The organism is Deltaproteobacteria bacterium, from assembly GCA_019308905.1.
GTDB lineage: Bacteria > Desulfobacterota > BSN033 > WVXP01 > WVXP01 > JAFDHF01.
The window spans coordinates 1-19,898 of the sequence record JAFDHF010000023.1 but is presented as its reverse complement, the minus strand read 5'-3'; the positions used below and the strand labels follow the sequence as shown (position 1 = coordinate 19,898).

Sequence of the window (19,898 nt, the reverse complement as noted above, 5' to 3'; positions counted from 1 at the left end):
GCCTGTTCACTCCCTGCCTCGGCCTTTTTTCGGTTTCCTCCGTCCCTTGCCCTCGAGGACCTCCATGACGAAATTCAGGATGCGGTTCACCTGGAACGGTTTGCTGATCACCATATCGATCCCGCTGTTGCTCAGTTTCTCCCTGTCCACCCTCACCGCCCATCCGGTGACCAGAGCCACAGGAACCGAAGGGTCGCGCTCCTTGATGATCCTTGCCAGCTCCCACCCGGAGATCTCGGGCATGCTGAGATCGGTGAAGACCACGTCGTAGGCTCCCTCCTTGAAGAGGGAGATGCCCTGTTTGGCATTCTCTGCAAGGGTGACCTCGTGTCCTGCCATGGAGAGGGTCTCCTGGAGATTGGCGCGGATACGGCTGTCGTCCTCGATCACCAGGACCTTGGCCGTTCTTCCTGACCGTGGTGGTCTCTCTGCCTCACTCTCCTCAAGGGCTTCGGGGGAGACGTGGAGTTGGATGGTAAAAGTCGTTCCCTTGCCGGGTTCGCTCTTGACCTGGAGGGTCCCGCCGTGTCTGCGGATGATACCGTAGGAGACGCTCAGGCCCAGGCCGCTGCTGTTGGCCCCCTTGGTGGTGAAGAAGGGTTGGAATATCCGGTCCAGATCCTCCGGCGGAATCCCCGTCCCCGTATCCTGGATGTGGATCTTGTTGATCCTCCGGTCGGTCTCTGTTCGGATGATAAGGCTTCCACCATTGGGCATGGCGTCGATGGCATTGAGCACCAGGTTCGTAATCACCTCGCGTAGCTCCGAGGGATTGCCGGATACCGGAGGCAGGTGCCTTCTGTCTTCCTGAATCTCCACGCGAATCCCCTCCGCCTCTGCCTTGCTCTTCCATCTGGGGCGGGTGAGTTCTATCACATCGCGGATTACCTGGTTGAGATCTACCCTTACGTAATCCTCCTCTCCTCGGGCCTGAGTGTAGTCCTGGATTCTGCGGATGATCTCCGCCCCATCCAGGGCGGCCTGCTCGATAAGGGTGAGTCCCTCAAGGAGATATGATGTCGATTTTCTCCTCTCAGGTCCGGTATACTTGGAAAGGTGGAGCTTGAGCAGTTGCGCCCTTCCCAGCATAGCAGAGAGGAGGTTGTTGAAATCGTGGGCCACTCCCATAGCCATTTCGCCGAGGGCACGGAGTCTTTCGGCCTGGATGATCTGCCCCTTGAAAGGTTCCTGCCCGGCATAGTCGATGAGAAGAGCTATGGTCCCCCGATACTCTCCTCCATCTCGAATTGAGGAAGCCGAGACCAGGATTGGAACCATGCGGCCGTCGGTGCGGCGAAAGACCGTGTGGTAGGTGGAATGGGCACCCCCTTTTCTCTGTTCCCACTCCTGTTGGACATGGGAGTGTTCGTCAGGGACAACAAATTCGCTCCAATGCTTTCCCTTCAATGTCTCGGCAGTATCGTACCCCAGCGTCTGAGCCGCCCTTTGGTTGGCCCAGACACAGAACCCCCTTTCATCCTCGACCCAGATCCCGTCCTCTATCCCTGTGAGGATCTTCTCCTGGAGGTTTTTCTCCCAAAGGTTCGCCGCTGATTCGGCCTTCCCCTCTTTACGCCGGCCTCCGGTCCTCTGCCGCCCCGGCGTCCTGCCTTCCACCATTTTCATTCAAAGCCTCCAAAGGAAAGCCGCATTATTCCTATGGTTCTTACTATATAGGCATCCCTGGGCCATGTCAACTCGACCAGGCGGGGCACAGAGCCCGGGATCTTCACTTTGGCGGCCATAGAGCCGGAGTCCCTGGCGGGAACCCGGAAGGCCGTCCCATGGAGGCGCGGACGAGCAGAGGTCCCCGGCGGGCGAACCCCGGAAAAGTGACCGGGAGGGTCCAGGAGCGCGGGATAGGGGTGGGCCCATATCAAGTGGGGGAGCAGTTCCGAGGCGAACGATTTCTAATGACCTTTGACCTGCGAATGGAGAGATTCCAGGGGATTTCCGGTTGAAACCCGGCATGATTGTTTCTATAATGGCTGTGAAATGGAGGACGGTAAGATGGGGCGATTTCTGCAGATCCAACTCGTCTTGTTACTGATCCTGTGGACCGCCGGACTCTCCCACGGCACGGGCAGCCTCCGTGTGGAGTGCATCCCGAATGTGGCCAGGCAGGGGGGTGTCTGCCTTACGAGAGTCTGGACCGGGAGGGCGGTTGAGTCGGTTTACGGGATATTCGAGGGGGAGGAGTTTCCCATGTCCCGTGTGGTTCGACAGGGCTGTTTTGAAGGCCTCCTCGGAACCGACATGAGAGAGGCTCCCGGGCCCCATGAACTGGAGATCATCGCGCTGGATGAGAATCGGAATACCTTGAAGAGCTTCTTCCCCCTGAATGTCGAGCAGGTGACCTTCGGCGTCCAGAGGTTGAGCCTGCCCCGGTCCAAGGTGGATCTTTCGCCGGAAACCCTTAAGCGGGTGAGAAGGGAGGCGGAACGGGTGAAGTCGGTCCTGAAACGCTTTCGGGATGAGAGGCTCTGGTGGGGCGTCTTTGTCCGCCCTGTGGAAGGTCAGGTGACTTCTGGTTTCGGTCTCCGCCGGATCCTGAACGGAGAGGAGAGAAGCCCCCATACGGGTGTGGATCTCCGAGCCCCGGAGGGGACTCCCGTGCGGGCTACCAACAGGGGGCTGGCTGTCCTGGTAGACGAGCTCTTCTTTTCGGGGAGGATGGTGATTCTCGATCATGGGTGGGGAATGTTCTCCATGTACTCCCACCTCTCCAAGGCCCTGGTCCATGAGGGGGAGATGGTATCCAAGGGCCAGGTCATCGGCCTGGCAGGCTCTACGGGCAGGGTGACGGGACCTCATCTCGATTGGCGGGTAAGACTCAACGGGGCAAGGGTTGACCCCCTCTCCCTGGTGGGGCTGTCGGAATACCTGGGGGAGTAGATCGATCTATGGCTTCACGATGAGGGACGGCTCGGCCTTCCGCTGCTCGATATGCTGGGCCACAAGGGCATAGATCGACCTGATTATCAGATTTAGCAGAAACGGGTTGGGTTCAAAACCCGTGAGAATCGATCTCAAGTCGATGCTCGCGGCTAGAGCGGCGCGGGCCTTTTCCTCCTGGCCTTCTTTGAAGAGGACATAGGCCATCTCCTCGAGTCTGCGCCTGTAGATGAGCCTCCTCTCTTCCGGAAACAATTCGACCAGTGCCCTCTTGTACACGTCCTGCAGCCGCGCCTCTTTCTGAGCAGGGTTCAGCACGAGCCGGCTCTCTTCGGCCTCTTCGATCTGCCTGGCGTATTTCTCCACCTCTTCTCTCGGCAGAAACCACGAAGAAAACAGATCGATCTGAAACAGTTCTCCCGACTTTCTGAGCAATCCCGGGTTTGCCCGAATCTCCTCTTCGTCCAGGAGGAGGAAAACCGGTGGTGTCTCGGTACGCTCCAGGGTGCTGAGCTCTTTCTTTGATGCACCGTAGGACGGGGGCAGAGGCCTCCCATGGTTCTCGGCCAACCGGGCCGCCTCCTCCAGAAGGAATCGGCAGTACCCCGGATCCACCTCCACGATGGGGAGTTGTTCCGGCACCGTCAGGGTTTGGTAGAATTCCCTGAACCCCCTTCTGCTCGTCTCGACCTTGCTGAATTCGACGATTCCGAGAGTATCGCTCACGATTGCCTGGAGCAGATGGAGTCCTCGAGGCTGACGGGGAAGGGTCAACAGGATGATCCGGTTTCCCATGGAATCGACGGCGCTGACGAATCCCCTTGCCGGTTCTTGGAGAGGAGAGCGGAGAACCGGGGCATCCTTATCCGCCTTTCCCGCGGGTTGCAGGGGAACCCCACGCCGTTCTATCCGGTAGAGAGATCTCCTGATCCCCCTGACGAGCCTCTTGTCTTTAGCAGAGGCGAGAAGGGATTGGAGGATTCCCGCCGTTCTCTCAAGAGGCATCCCACCCAGGGCGGTTACAATCGCCATGTCCCTCTCGGGTGAGATACCGAGTTCGGATTTGACCATCTCTAGGGATGTCTCCAGGGGTTCACCGGAGGCATCGTCCTTGCCGAGCCTGTCGAGCAGACTCTCAACGGCGGAAGCCGTTTCAGGGTGGAGTGCCTCGCTCGTCCTCTTTCTTTTGCCTTTCTTTTTCATCGTCTTCATCATCGTCCTGCCGTCTCCAGGACGACCCTCCACATCGATCTACCACTTCTGGTTGTAAACCTCGTCGTCATAGACCTTTTCGAGTCTGAGCTTGTGTTTCGCCTCTTCCTGGGCGAGCATCTGGAAGAGCTTCTCCAGCTTCGGATCGTCCCTGAAGCGGCCGGCCGAAGCCAGATAGAAGTCGTGCGATCTCTCCTCGTTCTTTATTGCCATACGGATGGCGTCCTGATAGCCCATGTCGTCGTGATAGGGGATCTCTTCCAGAAATTCGCTGATCTTTAGGTCGGGGATATCTTCCAACCGGTACTGTTCCACCTTGTTCCAGTCGAGCTCTTCCAGCAGATGCCTGTGTTTTCTTTCTTCGCTTGCCATCTCCTGGAAGATCTTGCTTATTCCGGATTCCACCCGTTCGCTCGCCATCTGATAAAATGCCGCTGCATCCGCCTCCTTTCGGATGGCCTGTCGAATCACATCTTCAAAGGTCTTCTCCATAGAATCCTCCTTCAGTTGATATAGTCGTCCTTGCCCCCCTTTTTCCCGCCTACACCACGGATGTGCCCTCTCAGCCGGCGCAGCCTGTACCTGAGATAGACCGCGTATATCCCTTTGAAGATCCTCACATAATTGATGTAGACGTATCCGAAGAGCATCCCGCCCAGGTGGGCCACATGGGCGATGCCGCCCCCTGTACCGGCGATGGAGGAGTAAAGCTCGATCAGGCCGAAGAGGATGACAAAGTACTTGGCCCTCATGGGGAAGAGAAACCAGACATAGATCATCTGATTGGGGAAGATCATACCATAAGCCAAAAGGATCCCATAGATCGCCCCTGACGCTCCAATAACCGGACTCAACTGCCCCGGCTTGACAAGGGCGTAGCAGATACCCGCTCCGATGCCCGTAACGAAAAAGTACTTGAGGAAAGCCCTGGTTCCCCACTGCCTCTCCAGTTCACATCCGAACATCCAGAGGGCAAAGAGGTTGAAAAGGAGATGGAAGAGGCCGCCGTGGAGGAAGATGTACGTCCCGAGCTGCCAGAAAAAGTATTTCTTCCAGACCAGAACCGGGATCAATCCGAAAAAGACGAACATCGTCCGAGGCGCCACCGACTGGATCAGGAAGACCCCCACGCATGCAAGGAGGAGGTATTTGACTCCTGGCGTCAGAGGGCGCCCCCCTAAGGAGACCCGGGGCTGATAGTGGTAATAGCTCATGGTTCTTTTCTTCGGCTCCATGACTACCCGGTTTCCGAGGTCAACCGAGGGAGCCGACCTGTTCTCCTCTCACGGATCGGCGGAAGGACTCGCTTGCGGCGATGAGCCTGGTGAGATCAGTACCAGAGACCCTCTCCATCCTGGGGAAATCCTTCTCAGGCAGACTGCTCAGCCAATCCATCAAGCCGCCCTCAGTGGAAACCCGGGCCAAATTGCCGCTCTCCCAGGACTCTACCAGGTCCAGGGCACCGTCGCGCCCCTCCCTATTGAAGGCTTCAGCCAGGAAGGCGATGATCCTTGCATCCTTCGACATGCAGCAGATTTGAGCTGATCGGACAGCGTAACCATTCCCGTTGAACGATACGGCAAGCCCACCGCGGTCCTTCACCAGACGGAGAGCCTCGGTGTCTGTGATGCTGTCCCCCACATACATCACGTCCGCGAGGTCGTGTCCTGTCCCTTCCAGACTCCTGACAAGAGCCCTGGCCTTTTCCGCCCCCCCCACCGGGTTGACCTCGTTGAGAATCCGTCCGATTCTCATCCTCGGGATGGCCTGCCAGAATATCCGGTCGAGCTGCCTGAGGACCCGACGGTGCTCTGCCGCCAGGTCTCCGGATCCCCCTGCATGGCCGGGCCACTGGAGCATCTCCATCCCCGCCAGTTCTTCCGCCGTTTGCCTGAGCCAGGCTCCCTCCTCCGGGTCGAGAGGATACCTGTCGAAATCGACCTCTGTAGAGAAGGCCCGTTCCATGGGGAAGCCGACTACCTCGCACAGGGCCTCGATGTAAGGCTCATAGCTGGTGCTTATGATAAAAGAGGCCATTCGCTTGCCCACAAACCGGAGGGTCTCGGTCGCTCCAGGGACCAGGGAGATGTGGGACCGGCTGTAGTTCCGGACAGCCTCGTTGCTCGCACCGAAGGCGATGAGAAAGGGGAGGATCAGTTTCAGCGTATCACCTGCCTTGTACCCCGGCTTCTCAACCACGTCGGCGAGGAAGTCGTCGTATCTGCTGACGATTGCGAAAAACCTCTCTCCCCTGGGAATGAAGTGGGCCGACAACTCCTGGGCGTTGTCGTTCAGAGAGATAGGTCCCTCGCAATCGGTTACAAAATGACGGCCCATGGTGCTTTTCCAGTCCCTGCCCTACCCTGCCCTAGCCCTGTTTGCCGCGGCGACTCAGATAGTCCTCGACTTCGCTGTTGAGGCAGACCGAGCCCGTCTCCCTTCCCTTCTTGTCCAGGATCCTGCCTCCCCTGACAGTCACCCTTCCCTCGGCCAGGGCCCTCATGGTCATCAGGAGAAGGGGGATCTCCCTCATGGCTCCGTGCTTCCTAATCTCCCGAAACAGGGGGTTCATCTCCCCTTCCTCCTGGATGATCTCTCCGAGGGGCATGAAACCGAGTTTGGCACCCATTTCGACCCAGAGCCGATCGAATTCCGGGCCCTTGAGGGGGAAGGTGCAGTACGTGATGGGGGGGCCTTCGTCGAGAGCCTCCGTGACGAGATGGATCATCACACCGGTCCTGTCGGCTCCTCTGGCGATGAGTTCCCAGATGACTTCCTGCCAGGTTCCTTTCGGTCCTCCGGGCTCGGCCGGGTGGAGGTTTATCATTGGAAACCGCCGGCACATCTGGGGGCTGACGATCAGCATATAGCCTGCCAGGACGACCGTGGAGACCTCCATCCCCTTGAGGATCTCTCCGACCTTCTCATGGAAAGCCCGGCGCCATGCCTCCCGGTCCTCCCTTCTCAACCGGGGCTCGAACCGCCTCGAGGAGAAAGAGAATAGGGGGATTCCATGGTTCCCCACATCTTCGAGGAAGCGGTCGCTTTCCGGGCTTTCTCCGGGCTCTCGATCACAGAAGACGAACCGGATTCTGGCCGGAATGGTCCCTTCCCTGGTACCCTTCACCGCCTCGGCCAGGAGTTCCCTTGCCGCCTCATCCCTTCCTGTGGAGAACCACCCAAAATCGTACATACCCCTTCTCCGGGTCAGCCCGGCTCATGGAGCCGGAAGAGCTTCAGAGACAGACGACCCTTCCTACATCGAGGTTGGAGGATCGATCCCGAAAGACCGTGTCTCAGCTATCGGGGCCTTCGAAGAATCCGGGATCCTCCCTGCCTGGATACCGGGTTCTGCCATAACCGGTCAGGCTCTTGGCAGCGATGCGGGTGGCAAACGAGGCCGATTCCCTGAGAGGACGTCCCATGAGCAGGCCTGCCAGAAACCCGGCATCGAACACGTCGCCCGCTCCGGTATTGTCTCTTACGTCCACGGATTGGGCCGGCAATTCGAACTCCTCGTCGCGGGAGAGAAAGTAGACTCCTTTTTCTCCCCTCTTGCATACCACCATGGAAGGCCCCACTTCCAAGAGGCGGCGGCTGCCCTGGAAACGGTCGAGACCCGTCAACACATGGATCTCCCTTTCTGTAACGAAGAGGACGAAGGTCCTTTCCAGGAGGGGAAGCAGGTCTGTAAGACCCCTGCGGGCGTATACCTCACCCGGATCCAGGCTGATTCGAGCCGGAGGTTGGATCTGCTCGGCCAGAGCCCTCTGGGCGAGAAAGGGTTCTTCTGCCAGGAAGGATGTGAGATGAATGTAGCGGGCATCCCTTGCGTAGCCGAAGTCGATCTCATCAGCAGACAGGGTGTCATTGGCACCGGTCTTCAGGAGGATCGCCCTGTCTCGATTCCCATCGAGAATGGACAGGCACTTCCCACTGGCCCCGCCGACGAGGATTCCCCGGAGATCGACCCCCTCCATTTCGTCCCGCAGCCTCCTGCCCTCTCGATCCTCGCCAACTTTTCCGATAAACCCTGTTTTGAACCCCATTCTCGCCAGGGCGACAATGGTGTTTGCCGCAGATCCTCCCCCGCTCGCCGTTTTCATCACGCCTCTCTGTTTAACCCTCTCCAGCACCCTTGAAAAAATCTCCGGAGGAGCCCATAATTCTCTTCCAGGTTGAAGCTCGATCCCTTGGCCGGAGAGGTCCGACAGGGAATCTATCTGATAGATGAGATCCAGGTTGATCGCGCCGAATCCTATGACATCGAGCATGGGTCGGTCTTTCCCCGTTCGCCGGATCGGGCCTATATTATAACAGGCTGGGGTTCAAATAGAAATCCCTTTGGACAATTACCAGGAATTCTCGTTTCTGGAGATCGGAATCGGCGGGGAGAGAAGCCCTCTCCCTTTGAGCCGCCTCTCGGTGGTATGACTGGGAAAAAGCCGCCCAATATCCATGGAATCATCGGGATCTGCGTTTTGGCCGTAGCCCAGGTCATGGTGTTCAGGCGCGTGGACCCCTTTCTCTCGTGGTTCTACAGCCTTGCCTGGTGGTCTTACATCCTCATTGTGGACAGCGTGATCTATCGCTTGAAGGGCAACTCCCTGATTCTGAGCCGCACCCGGGAGTTCTTTCTCATGGTCTGCTGGTCCTTCACTCTCTGGCTCTTTTTTGAGATGGTGAATCTGGTGATGAAGGACTGGTACTATATCAATGTGCCGGGCAGTAGACTGGTGAGACTGCTGGGATACGCTTTCTCCTACGGGACGGTCCTCCCGGGGATTTTCGAAACCACGGAGCTTGTAGAGAGTCTCGGCCTTTTCAGGAACGCCTCGGTTCCGAGGTTCAGGATGACCCCTGGATGGTCTATTGCCATTCTGGCTACAGGAGGACTCTTTTTGGTGCTCCCTCTTCTCATTCCACGGTACACTTTTCCGCTGATATGGGGAAGCTTTGTTTTTCTTCTTGAGCCCATCAACTATCACTTTCGGGGCAAATCCCTCCTGGCCGATTGGGAGGCGGGAAGCCTGCGGAAGTTCTACCTCCTCCTCCTTTCAGGACTCATCTGCGGGTTTCTCTGGGAGTTCTGGAACTTCTGGGCCAGGACCAAGTGGGTCTACACGGTTCCGTTTTTCGACGAGCTCAAACTCTTCGAGATGCCTTTGCTGGGTTTTCTGGGCTTTCCTCCCTTTGCCGTTGAGTGCTACGTGATCTATAACTTCATCTCGCTTTTCCGCCACAAGAGAGGCTGGGAGCAGGATTCCTACATGGTGAACCGGGAAAAGAAAGTCTCCCGAGGGCTCAAGCTCGCCACGGCCTGTGGCATTTTCCTCTTCTATCTCCTTTCCACTCAAGCCATCGACCGGTATACGGTCCGCTCCACCCTTGCCACCGTCGAGGACTTTCCGGGTCTGACCAAAGAGGAGAGAGAGCAATTGGAAGGGGCGGGGATCCATACTGCCGACGAGCTTGTCCATCGCGCCTGCAGCCCCGATTACTATGGCCGAGGCTCTATGAGACTAGGGCTGTCTCCGGATCGCCTGGCGGAACTGGTCGGGAAGGCACGGCTCATAGAGCTGAAGGGGCTCGGCGTGGAGAACTTTCTCCTCCTGGAAAAGGTTGGTGTCGATTCAGTGGAGAGTCTTGCCCGCCAGGATCCTGACGAGCTCTATGAAATGCTCCTGAGGGCGGGAAGGCAGGAGTCGGCGGCCCGGAGTCCCTCCAGGGCCGAGGTCAAGATATGGATTCTGGCTGCTCGCAGCCGAAGCGGCCGCTGAGTAGAGGGAAAAAACGGCTCGAAGCGATCCTCTGGAGTTCGATCCGGCTTCTCCTTTGCGCGGACTGAGGGGAGAGACCGAGCACGCTGCCGGGGCCTCTTGGCTTAACCTTCAGGACGAGCCGGAGACGGTATCAGAAAAAGATTCGAGAGGTTCGATCTCGATCTCTTCCTGGAGGGATTCGACGAGCCGGTCCACCTCCTCCAGGAAGTCGGGTGGAATCATCCACTCCATGATCCCGCCCTTTGGATCTACCGTCCTGAGAACGGCCAGCCCCTCGTAGGACTCCACAACGGCTTTCACGTAAGCCATGTCTTTGGGCTTCACGGAGAAGTACTTCTGAACGGTATTCATGGAGCTCCCGTTTTCACTTCCCCAGGGAACGGGGCAGAGGGCCCGGCCCGTGCACTCTCTATGGCTGATCGTCAGGACCCGTAATAGGCCAGGGCTTCCGGCATCCACTCTTTGATCTGGGCAATCCGTTTTTCATCCGTAGGATGGGTGGAGAGAAAGGGGAGGGATTTCTTGCCCCCGCTTTTCTCCATCCGCTCCCAGAACCGGACGGCTTCCCTTGGGTCATAACCCGCTTTGGCCATGAGGATAAGCCCGATGTGGTCCGCCTCGGACTCTTCGAGCCTGCTGAAGGGGAGCAATACGCCCACCGTTGTTCCGACCCCGTATCCGATGTTCATGGCTCTGACGGTCTCCGGATCTTGATTTCCTATGGCCACATTCAGGGCCGCTGCCCCCAACTGGGCGAGGAGGTACTGGCTCATTCTCTCAGCACCGTGGCGGGCCAATACGTGGCCGATCTCGTGGCCGAGTACGGTGGCGAGTCCCGCCTCGTTCCGGGTATATTTGAGGATACCCGTGTAGACGGCGACCTTTCCCCCTGGCAGAGCAAAGGCGTTTGGGGTCTTGTCATCGGCAATCACATTGAATTCCCATTCATATCCTCTTGCAACGGGATAGTCCCTGCTGGCAACCCGGGCGATTCTTCTGCCCACCCTGTTGACCATGGCTACGATCTTCCTGTCCTGGGAGAGCTTTGACTCTTTCAGGATCTCTCGATAGGACTTCAGACCCAATGCCATCTCCTGGGATGGAGAAATCAGCACGAGATGGGATCTCCCCGTGACAGGGACCGTCTCGCAAGCGACGGCCAGTACGAGGAGCATAACCGTTGCCAGCCAGCAGAGGGCCGATCTGGAAAGAGCCTTTTTCATGGTACACCTCTTTGTCGGCGGTCGGGGCCGGGCCGCATGCGCCGAGGAGCGGAAGGGTCCCCGGGAAATTGGGTTCAAGAAACGCCACCTGCAGACCGAATAAGATCCATAGGGCCTTTCGTATTCGATGATACTACAATTTTTTCTCCAGAGAAACCGGTGCGGAGAGTGAGTGGGGGGGGGATTTTGCCGGATGAGGCTGTCGTGAAGTGGGGTGGAGGAGGCGGGCGGCCCTTCAATTGACCGACCCCATAAATTGTGCTAATTTTATTGATAGACCGGTTCAAGGCGGGCGATGAAAGGTATCTCTTTCCCTCTCTCTCTGATCACACTGGCATTTTTTCTCTTTTTCCCATCCTGTGCGCAAGTGCCCTCAGGCAGATCCAGGCAGGCAGACGAAACAGGCTCCCGCCCGGCAACCTCAGAAGAAGCCGAAGGGATCGACAGTGAGGCTTATTTTCACTATATGGCGGCCCAAATCAAGCAGAGCAAGGGGTTGCTGGATGAGGCGATCGAGGAGTACAGGAAAGCCATCGCCCTCGATCCACAGTCTATTCGGCTGAAGCTTGAGCTGTCGAGGCTGTACATAGGCAAGGGATGGATGGACAAGGCAGCCCAGCAGTGCGAGGAGGCCCTCGCCTTGGAACCCGACAATACGGATGTCCTCCTTACCTTGGGGGGGATCTACTCTGCCCAGAAGAAGACGGAACAGGCTATCCGCCAGTACGAGACGGTCCTGAGGGTCGATCCGAAAAATGCGCACGCTTTCCGTTACTTGAGCGACCTCTACTATTCGGCGAAAGAGTATACCAAGGCGATCGATCTGCTCAAGAGGTTTGTCGAGCTCGAGCCCGACTCGGTCCTTGGGTACTACTATCTGGGGCGTGTCTACGCCGAGATGGGCGAGTACGACCGGGCAGAGGAAAGCTATCTGAAGGTCTTGGAAATCGATCCCTCTTTTGTGTCCGGTCTCAACGATCTGGCCACCCTATACAGGATCACGAAGAGGCCTGAGAAGGCGATCGAGTATTTCAACAGGGCTCTGAAGGTGGATCCGAACAACCGGAGAGCCAGGGCGGGCCTCGGTCAGGTCTACATGAACGAAAAACGATTCGATGAGGCGATCCATCAGTTCCAGGAGATTCAGAAAGGGGACAGGGAAAACCTGAACATCCGGGTCATGCTGGGGGTAATCTACTTTGAGCAGAAGCGGTATGACGAGGCGATTGTCGAGTTTCGATTCGTGCTTGCCGCGACGCCGAACAACCACAGGATCCGCTACTACCTCGCGTCGGCCTATCTCGAAAAGGAGGCATTCAAGGAAGCTCTTGAGGAGTACTCCAAGATACCACCTGAGTCCAGCCTCTATGTAGATGCTCGAAAGAGCATGGCCTATGTTCTACAAAAGCAAGACGAGATGCCTCAGGCCGTAAAGACCGTCGAGGAGGCGATCAGAGAGAAACCCGTCGACACGGGACTTCGCCTCTACCTGGCCACCCTGTATGAGAGGACCGAAGAGTTTTCCAAGGCCATGGAGGTGCTGAAGGAAGCTCTCGCTTCTGATCCGGAGAATGTCGAGATCTTCTTCCAGATGGGTATCGTCTATGACAAGCAGGGGAACCTGGAGAAGACCATCGAAATGATGAGGTCCGTCATCCAGAAGGACCCCAACCATGCCGAGGCCCTCAACTACCTCGGATATACATATGCCGACAGGAAGATGAATCTGGACGAGGCTCTGGACTTGATTCGACGGGCTCTGAAGCTTAAGCCCGACAGCGGGTATATAGTGGACAGTCTCGGGTGGGTCTACTTTCAGAAAGGGGATTACCGGAGAGCCGTCAAGGAACTCGAAAGGGCGGTGAGCCTGACGCCGAACGATCCCATAATCAACGAACATCTGGGCGATGGGTATCTCAAGGTCAACGAAAAAACCAAGGCCCTGGAAGCGTACAGGCGAGCTTTGCAGCTCTCCCCCAAGGCGGACCAGTTGAAAAAGCTGAAGGAAAAGATCAAGGCCCTGGAGAAAGAACAGAAAGGATCTATTTGAAGGTTTCCCCGTGGCCAGTGGCGCTTGCCGGCGTCCTGCTTTTGCTCGCGAGTTGTTCTCTCCTCAAACGTCCATCTTTCCGGCCATCGGTTCCACCCCATCCTGGTCTGGAGGAAGTACGCCTGACAAATGGGAGAGTCCGGAGTCTTCGCGGAATTGCGAGGATGGAGATGAGCTTTCAGGGCAAGAGGATGAGCGCCACCCAGGCTATCGCTCTCGCAAAGCCGGGGTTCATGCGGTTGGAAACCTTGAATTTTCTGAACCAGCCCCTTCTCATAGCTGCTACAGACGGGGTAAGCTTCCAGGCCATGGTTCTGGCTGAGAACCGGTTCTATCGAGGGAGTGTCTCAAGAGGGTTGGCTCGCTTCATGGGGCTCAGGATGGAAAGTGAGGCCCTCGTCTCAATGTTTTTCGGGGAGATTCCGTACCGGGAGGCAGGGTCTATCGCTTACGCTCACGAGAGGGGACTCTTTCGGCTGAACTTTCCCCGCTCGCCTCAATGGGAGGCACAGACCTTCTGGATCCACCCCAAGACGCTCCGTGTAGTAGAGGTCTCCAAGATTGATCACATGGGCCAGGAGATTCGTATCTCCTTCAAGCGTTTCAGAAAGACCAGGTCCGTTGCCTTCCCGAGAGAGATCGAGATCGAAGCCTCCGGGTCGGGCAGCCTTATCAGGCTCGATTTTCGGAAGGTGACGATCAACGTTCCCCTGCCGGAGGAACTCTTCAGGCTCCCCGTCCCACCTGGGGCCGAGGTGGTGGAAATGGATGAACTCGGCTAGCCCCCCGGCCTCATTCCACGGGCCAAGAGAAGCCGTCCCCGACTTGCCTGTTCAATGCAGAGGGCTATCCCCCTGCAACGGGAGGAAATATACTCAGGGTGTCGCCCTCCTTGAGTCGATCGTCTTCCTTCCCATGGACGCCGTTGATGAGGATGACCTTGGGGTGATCCTTCGGGAGCCCGAGTCTTTCGATCACGTCGGCCACCCGCTCCGAGGGTTGGAGTTTCATGGTGCATGAGAACCTGTCGCTCCCTTCCGGGAGGTAGTCCCTAAAGTTGGCAAAGAGTTTGACTTCGATCTCCATGGTGCCTCCACGGATCTTACCAGTTGTCTGTTCCCCTGGAGGCCGGCACACACGGCCGGCCCTGCCTCCCAGAAACAGGGACGTTCCAGAGATTATATCCATAGTCCTCCTTGATAATCAAGAAACTGCAGACCGGGGTTTCGTGCATCTCCGGTCAATGGTTTCGGGCAAGTCCCCGGGCTGGCGTATGGAACGACGGGTTACCGCAGCGATTCGTCGAGAATCTCGGCTACATCCATGACCTTTATCTTATCCATGAGGCCCAGATTCTGAACCGAAGTGTGGAGCATGGTATGGCACCACGGACAGGCTGTGGCCAAGACGTCTGCGCCCATCTCCAGGGCTTGGCCGACGCGCATATCCGATAGCCTTCGTTCCTCCTCCACTTCTGCGAACATTCTTGCTCCTCCACCGCCGCAACACAGGCTCTCATCCCTTGTCATCCTCATCTCAACGAGTTCGACGCCCGGAACCATCTCCAGAAGCTCACGGGGCGGATCGAAGATCTGGTTGTGCTTGCCGAGATAGCAAGGATCATGGTAGGCGACGGTACGGTGGAATTCCTTCTTGAAAGTGGGTTTCTTCTCCTCGAAAAGACTGGCCAGGAATTGAGTGTAGTGTTGAGTCTCGAATTCCCCTTTGAGAGAAGGGTACTCGTTGGCAAAAACACTGAAACAGTGAGGTGAGGTGGTTATGATGGTCTTTACACCGGCTTCCCTGAACCGGTTGGTATTCTGCTCTGCCAGCTCCTGGAATAATGCCTCATCGCCCATGCGCCGGGCGGGTTCACCACAGCAGGTCTCGCTTTCCAAGACGCCGAAATCGATACCCGAGTATTGAAAAAGCCTGATGAGGCTTCTTCCCAGCATATGGAGGTCGGGCTCATAGGCTGTGGTACATCCCACATAATACAGAACGGCCGCCTTCTCTCGGGGGAGCCTTTTGACTTCCAGATCGCCGAGCCAATCGAGTCTCCCTTCGGGCCCTTCACCGTATGGGTTGCCACGGCCATAGATATCTTTCATGGGTTTTCGTTGTGCAGGCAGAGGTCCGATCATCATTTCCCGCAGTATTTTTCTCCCCGCTTCTATCGCATCCAGGACCGGAACCCCAGAGGATTTCGATTTGCAACGCAAGACGCAGGCGTTGCATGTGGTACACAGGTAGAGGAGATCCCTGAGTGTCTCTTTCTCCTCTGGCCCAAAAAGATTCCATTTTATCGCGTATGTGATGGATTGCATGATACCCGAGGGCGTCTGGGACATGAACCCCTTAGTGGACTCGAATACAGGGCAAACCGTGAAGCAACTGTTGCAACTCCTGCACCTACTCGCCGCATCGAGAACGACTTCCCTCAAACCCTCCATGAACCTCTCTCCACACAGACCTTCGGAATCCCGCTCAATTCCACCCCGCCCCATAGACAATACCTCCGAACTGGCAAATAGGCATCGGACATCTTCCAAGTACTTCTGTTATCTCATATCAATTATCCGTATCCCTCCAAGACCCCCGGATTCAGTATGTTGTTCGGATCGAAGACGTTCTTCAACCCTTTTATCAAATCGTAGCTCACCCTTCCATACCGCTGGATAAAGAAGGATGTCCTTTTTGAAAACTGCCCCCACTCGCCTCCACACGTCCCGTATTTCAGGTTCAGTTCCGCCTCCCTTTGAAACCTCTCCTTGATGGCCTTTCGCTTTTTCTCATTGTCCCATTGCCTCGGAATAAGAACGCCGGGATGCAGAGCCAAAGCGCCGATATGGCCAAACAGATACAGCTCCAACTGACCAAGTATCGGCAGACCCCGGTTGAAATGTTGGACCTCTTCCATGCATTCAGGAAGGTTTTTCAAAGTCGAAACAACCTCGGCCACAGACATCTGACTGCCGTCTTTTTGCATGAGAAACGACCCTATGACCTCTCCTGCCGACCATAGCTTATCCCACATATCCAGATCATCGACTTCAGATGCTTCAATGGGTCTTTCGGCCTGAAAGGACCTGAGAATCTGAAGGGTCTTATTCGACGCCTCTTCCTCCGTATTACCTATAGACACGAAAAAGACTACAGGGCCTTCGGGCGGTTTCATTTCCTTTATCTCGTAGCCTATTGTTGCGCTCTTTTGATCCATGAATTCCATGAACAGCGGCGGGGGACGCCTTTCTCTGTACATTCTCTGAACCCCTTTGGCCAGAGATCCCAGATTATCAAAAACCGCCACACCGTAAGCCTTCTGAACCGAAGGGAGAAGCCTCATCCTGATTTTCGTTATTATTCCAAGCAGGCCGTCTCCTCCCAGGAAGAACTTTGTCAGATCAGTTCCGGCGGGCCTCCTGAGTCCCATGGTGCCGGTCTCGATAATCTCTCCGTTGGGGAGAACCACCTCGAGTCCGTACACATAATCACCAGGCTTACCGATACTTGTGTCGATTATATGGGTACTGGTGTTGTTTGCTATCAATCCTCCCATTGTGGCGCTCAGACGGCTTCCGGGTGACATCGGCAGAAAGTAGTCCCTCTTCTCCAATTCTTCTTGAACTTGAGCGCAGATGCATCCGGAGCCACACTCGAAAAAGCCGTAGTCTTCCAGAAATTCCATCTTATTGAATCTATGCATATTGATGAAAATCCCATGCGTATACGGTCTGGCTGCTCCTGCAAGATGAGTTCCCGACCCCCTGAGAAAAAGCGGAATCTTACTGGTATTTGCATACTTGACTATTTCGCTGATTTCCTCTTTGCTTCCCGGCATAACGACAATGTAGGGAATCTGTTCTTTCTCGAGTTCGTATGGAAAAGGATCCAAGGCGGTTTTTATTCTGTCAAAGATCGCTGTGGACAGGTACTCCTTAGAGACGATTCTTTCCATATCTCCGTAGATAACATCAACTTTCGAAGCCGATCTCATGGGATTATCCTCCCCACTATTCTGTCGGCGGTAATGCCCGCGACTTGCTGTAAAGGCGGTTTTAGGGGTTGGGCCTTAGCCAGAATGGGATAAGCTCTGGCAGGCAACAAGAACGAACAAAGGAAGCCCAACCCCATGGAGAGGATACCACGACGAGAGGTTACGAGGAAGAGGACCGGTGAGGTGATCTGCCACGGAACGGCTGGACGTGAGGATCCCGAGAGTGTATCGATCAACCCGGGCATTCAGAGCCTGGCTGAGGAGGCAGTGGATGCTGCGGTATGGGACCTTTTCGGGCGAGACCACTACGAAAGAGGCGGTGCTCGGGGCCGGTGTAACGGCTACCGGAGGGGTCGTCTTTTGACGGCCGAGATGGAGGTTTTGTTCCGAGCCCCATTTCCTCAGTGCTTTTTTCTTGACACAAAAGGAGCCCCTCTGCTATAAAGGCCGTGTCTGGCAGGTCTTTTGGTATTTTTCGGGGAGGCCCGTGCTGAGAAGAGCTCTCTATTTTGTGGCTTTGGTTCTGATGCTGTTGGGTATCGGCGCCCGGGTGCATGGGTACGGCCGGGCCGTATTTGGGCCAGAGGAGCTCACGATAGGGCGGTTGCATCTTCATTTGTCCCGTCACGGGTTTGGTGTGGAGGATCCTGGGGATGCGATCCTCGGGGTCACCAAGAGCACTCCGGGCAAGGAGATTCAAAGGGGGTTTGTCCTTTTCAACAGAGGATTCATTCCTCTTCGGGGTTTCTTTGGCGGTGATGAGCTTGTCTTTAGGACCCCGGTCAGGCTGCAATCCGACAATCATCTCCTGGTTGTCCTTTTGGGAAGGCCCGGTGGTTCGGTCACAATCGAGGTCAGTGGTCAAGAGGGTCCTATCTCACCGCCGGAGGTCTTGTTCAGAGCAGAGCCAGAGACCATCATCCGTGGGGGCTCTGCGACCCTCACGTGGAGCACGGAGGAGGCCCAAAGCTGCACCATTGACCAGGGTGTTGGGAGTGTGGAGCTAAGTGGTTCCCGGGTTGTCGCACCCGAGGAGACCACCACCTACACCATCACTGCCACAGGTCCGGGGGGGAGGGCCACTGGCACCGCGACCGTCACGGTCCTCTATCCTCCGGCAGTGACGATCTCTGCCTCTCCAGAGGCGATTCTCTATGGGGAGTCAGCGACTCTCAGCTGGAGTTCGAGGGGTGCCGAGGGCTGCCTTATCGAGCCTGGGCTTGGTCCTGTGGGGCCGAGTGGGCGGGCAACGGTCTCGCCCAGGCGCACAACGACCTACACCATCACTGCGACAGGTCCGGGAGGCACGGCAAGGGATCAGGCATCTATCTTTGTGGCAGCAGATGTGGAGCCTCAGCCTGAGGGCTCATTTGGCAAGCAGTACCAGGACCTCATCCCACCAGATGCCACGGTTGGATCATATGAACCGGGGCGTTTCTCCCTGATTACGGGTCTGGTAAGAGACTCGGGTGGTGTTCCCATAGAGGCCGTCTCGGTTGGGATTCTTGACCACCCCGAATACGGAACAGCCCTCACGGACACCCGCGGCCGATTCTCGATCCCTGTTGAGGGCGGGGGAGTCCTCACTATCATCTATCAAAGGGAGGGCTATCTCACCCTTCACAGGAGGGTCTATGTTCCCTGCAGCGAGATTGCCGTTTCCGAGACTGTCGTGATGATCGGGGAGGACCCGGTCTCAACAGAGATCAGCCTTGACGGCAACCCGGACACGGTCTATATCCATGAGAGCTCAGAGGTGACAGACGAGTTTGGCAGGCGCTCCTGCAGCCTGGTCTTTACCGGGGACAACCGGGCCTATGAGACAGACACAGAGGGCCAGGTCCTTGGGGAACTCACGACGATCACTGTCAGGGCCACGGAATACCCAACCCCTGAGTCGATGCCTGCAAGGCTTCCCCCGAGCTCTGCTTTCACCTACTGTGTGGAGCTCTGTGTGGATGGGGCAGAGAGGGTCAGGTTCGAGGAGCCCATTGTCACCTGGGTCGACAACTTCCTCGGCTTTGATGTGGGATTCAGGGTTCCTGTTGGCTTTTACGATCGGGGCCGGGGGGTCTGGGTCCCCGGCGATGACCGGAATCGTTGATGCCCTTGACTCTGATGGAGACCGAAAGCCCGATGACCTTGACCGGGACGGCTCTTTTGGTGACGAGGTCACGGGTCTCGGTGATCAGGAGAGATACCCTCCTGGCTCGACCTTCTGGCGGCTGGAGGTGAGCCATTTTAGCCCGTGGGACTTCAACTGTCCTTATGGTCCTGTTGCCGGTGCGACTCTGCCAAACCCGAGGATAGAACCCAGAAGCGACGCAAAGCTACCAGACCTGAAAGACTGCAGGACCCAAAGCGCTTCCTATATCGAGGACAGAGGCCGGATCCTCCATGAAGAGGTGCCCATCCCCGGGACGGATCTAACCCTCCACTACGGGAGCAACCGGGTGGGAGGCTACAAGGAGGTAATCACCGTTGCTGCAAGCGGTGACACGGTTCCATCTGTTCTAAAGGGGATCATCGTCAGGGTCGAGGTTGCAGGCAGGGCATACGAACAGAGCCTGGAGCCTTTTCCCAATCAGGTGGCACAGATCCTCTGGGACGGCCTTGACTATCTGGGGAGACCTGTGGTTGGGATGACAAGGGCCCGCACGGGCGTTGGGTTTGTCTACGATGCGGTCTACTACAGGTCACAACAGGCATTTGACCGGTCATTCGGCCAGGCGGGAACC

At 56.7% G+C, this 19,898-nt stretch carries 18 protein-coding genes; 6 read left to right on the top strand and 12 right to left on the bottom strand.

What is annotated here, in order from left to right; translation table 11 throughout:
• Nucleotides 1-6: 6 nt before the first annotated feature.
• Nucleotides 7-1,626, bottom strand: coding sequence for a response regulator (locus tag JRJ26_09240; GenBank protein ID MBW2057662.1), 1,620 nt, complete (start codon nucleotides 1,624-1,626; stop codon nucleotides 7-9).
• 384 nt (nucleotides 1,627-2,010) lie between these two features.
• Between JRJ26_09240 and JRJ26_09235 the strand changes: the two genes are divergently transcribed.
• Entirely contained in the window at nucleotides 2,011-2,895 is an 885-nt protein-coding gene (locus JRJ26_09235; protein MBW2057661.1) for a M23 family metallopeptidase, read from the top strand.
• A gap of 6 nt (nucleotides 2,896-2,901) precedes the next feature.
• Here JRJ26_09235 and JRJ26_09230 read toward each other — a convergent pair whose 3' ends face one another.
• From JRJ26_09230 to JRJ26_09205, 6 genes are all read right to left on the bottom strand, one after another.
• Complete coding sequence (locus JRJ26_09230) at nucleotides 2,902-4,110, bottom strand: hypothetical protein (protein ID MBW2057660.1); 1,209 nt, start codon at nucleotides 4,108-4,110, stop codon at nucleotides 2,902-2,904.
• A 36-nt stretch (nucleotides 4,111-4,146) separates the two neighbouring features.
• Nucleotides 4,147-4,599, bottom strand: coding sequence for a ferritin family protein (locus JRJ26_09225; protein MBW2057659.1), 453 nt, complete (start codon nucleotides 4,597-4,599; stop codon nucleotides 4,147-4,149).
• 11 nt (nucleotides 4,600-4,610) lie between these two features.
• On the bottom strand, nucleotides 4,611-5,342 hold the full coding sequence (locus tag JRJ26_09220) for a rhomboid family intramembrane serine protease (GenBank protein ID MBW2057658.1): 732 nt from the start codon (nucleotides 5,340-5,342) through the stop codon (nucleotides 4,611-4,613).
• A 19-nt stretch (nucleotides 5,343-5,361) separates the two neighbouring features.
• Complete coding sequence (locus tag JRJ26_09215) at nucleotides 5,362-6,444, bottom strand: hypothetical protein (protein MBW2057657.1); 1,083 nt, start codon at nucleotides 6,442-6,444, stop codon at nucleotides 5,362-5,364.
• A gap of 31 nt (nucleotides 6,445-6,475) precedes the next feature.
• Nucleotides 6,476-7,300: a formyl transferase gene (locus JRJ26_09210; GenBank protein MBW2057656.1), complete on the bottom strand. Its 825-nt coding sequence runs from the start codon at nucleotides 7,298-7,300 to the stop codon at nucleotides 6,476-6,478.
• Between the two features lie 103 nt (nucleotides 7,301-7,403).
• The gene (locus tag JRJ26_09205; GenBank protein ID MBW2057655.1) at nucleotides 7,404-8,381 is read right to left on the bottom strand and encodes a hypothetical protein; all 978 of its coding nucleotides are present in this window, start codon (nucleotides 8,379-8,381) and stop codon (nucleotides 7,404-7,406) included.
• Nucleotides 8,382-8,537: 156 nt separating this feature from the next.
• On the opposite strand from JRJ26_09205, the gene JRJ26_09200 reads away from it, so the two are divergent.
• Nucleotides 8,538-9,887 carry a DUF4332 domain-containing protein gene (locus JRJ26_09200; protein ID MBW2057654.1) on the top strand — a complete coding sequence of 450 codons (1,350 nt, stop codon included), beginning with the start codon at nucleotides 8,538-8,540 and terminating at the stop codon, nucleotides 9,885-9,887.
• A gap of 111 nt (nucleotides 9,888-9,998) precedes the next feature.
• On the opposite strand, the gene JRJ26_09195 is transcribed toward JRJ26_09200, so the two are convergent.
• Together JRJ26_09195 and JRJ26_09190 are read right to left on the bottom strand one after the other, a co-directional pair.
• A complete protein-coding gene (locus JRJ26_09195; GenBank protein MBW2057653.1) occupies nucleotides 9,999-10,241 on the bottom strand; it encodes a DUF4911 domain-containing protein in 243 nt (80 codons plus the stop codon).
• A gap of 71 nt (nucleotides 10,242-10,312) precedes the next feature.
• Entirely contained in the window at nucleotides 10,313-11,113 is an 801-nt protein-coding gene (locus JRJ26_09190) for a M48 family metallopeptidase (protein ID MBW2057652.1), read from the bottom strand.
• 466 nt (nucleotides 11,114-11,579) lie between these two features.
• Here JRJ26_09190 and JRJ26_09185 point away from each other — a divergent pair, with 466 nt between their 5' ends.
• Together JRJ26_09185 and JRJ26_09180 are read left to right on the top strand one after the other, a co-directional pair.
• A complete protein-coding gene (locus tag JRJ26_09185) occupies nucleotides 11,580-13,163 on the top strand; it encodes a tetratricopeptide repeat protein (protein MBW2057651.1) in 1,584 nt (527 codons plus the stop codon).
• Between the two features lie 170 nt (nucleotides 13,164-13,333).
• A complete protein-coding gene (locus JRJ26_09180) occupies nucleotides 13,334-13,945 on the top strand; it encodes a DUF4292 domain-containing protein (protein ID MBW2057650.1) in 612 nt (203 codons plus the stop codon).
• 64 nt (nucleotides 13,946-14,009) lie between these two features.
• Here the strand turns inward: JRJ26_09180 and JRJ26_09175 are convergent, their stop codons facing one another.
• The 3 genes from JRJ26_09175 to JRJ26_09165 form a co-directional block, all read right to left on the bottom strand.
• The gene (locus tag JRJ26_09175) at nucleotides 14,010-14,351 is read right to left on the bottom strand and encodes a MoaD/ThiS family protein (GenBank protein ID MBW2057649.1); all 342 of its coding nucleotides are present in this window, start codon (nucleotides 14,349-14,351) and stop codon (nucleotides 14,010-14,012) included.
• Nucleotides 14,352-14,449: 98 nt separating this feature from the next.
• The gene (locus JRJ26_09170; GenBank protein ID MBW2057648.1) at nucleotides 14,450-15,616 is read right to left on the bottom strand and encodes a (Fe-S)-binding protein; all 1,167 of its coding nucleotides are present in this window, start codon (nucleotides 15,614-15,616) and stop codon (nucleotides 14,450-14,452) included.
• Nucleotides 15,617-15,738: 122 nt separating this feature from the next.
• Complete coding sequence (locus JRJ26_09165; GenBank protein ID MBW2057647.1) at nucleotides 15,739-17,160, bottom strand: FAD-binding oxidoreductase; 1,422 nt, start codon at nucleotides 17,158-17,160, stop codon at nucleotides 15,739-15,741.
• 487 nt (nucleotides 17,161-17,647) lie between these two features.
• Here JRJ26_09165 and JRJ26_09160 point away from each other — a divergent pair, with 487 nt between their 5' ends.
• Nucleotides 17,648-19,264 (top strand): carboxypeptidase regulatory-like domain-containing protein, encoded by a 1,617-nt coding sequence (locus tag JRJ26_09160; GenBank protein MBW2057646.1) that lies wholly within the window; start codon nucleotides 17,648-17,650, stop codon nucleotides 19,262-19,264.
• On the top strand, nucleotides 19,248-19,898 hold a 651-nt coding region (locus JRJ26_09155), incomplete at its 3' end, for a hypothetical protein (protein MBW2057645.1). The genes JRJ26_09160 and JRJ26_09155, both read left to right, overlap by 17 nt.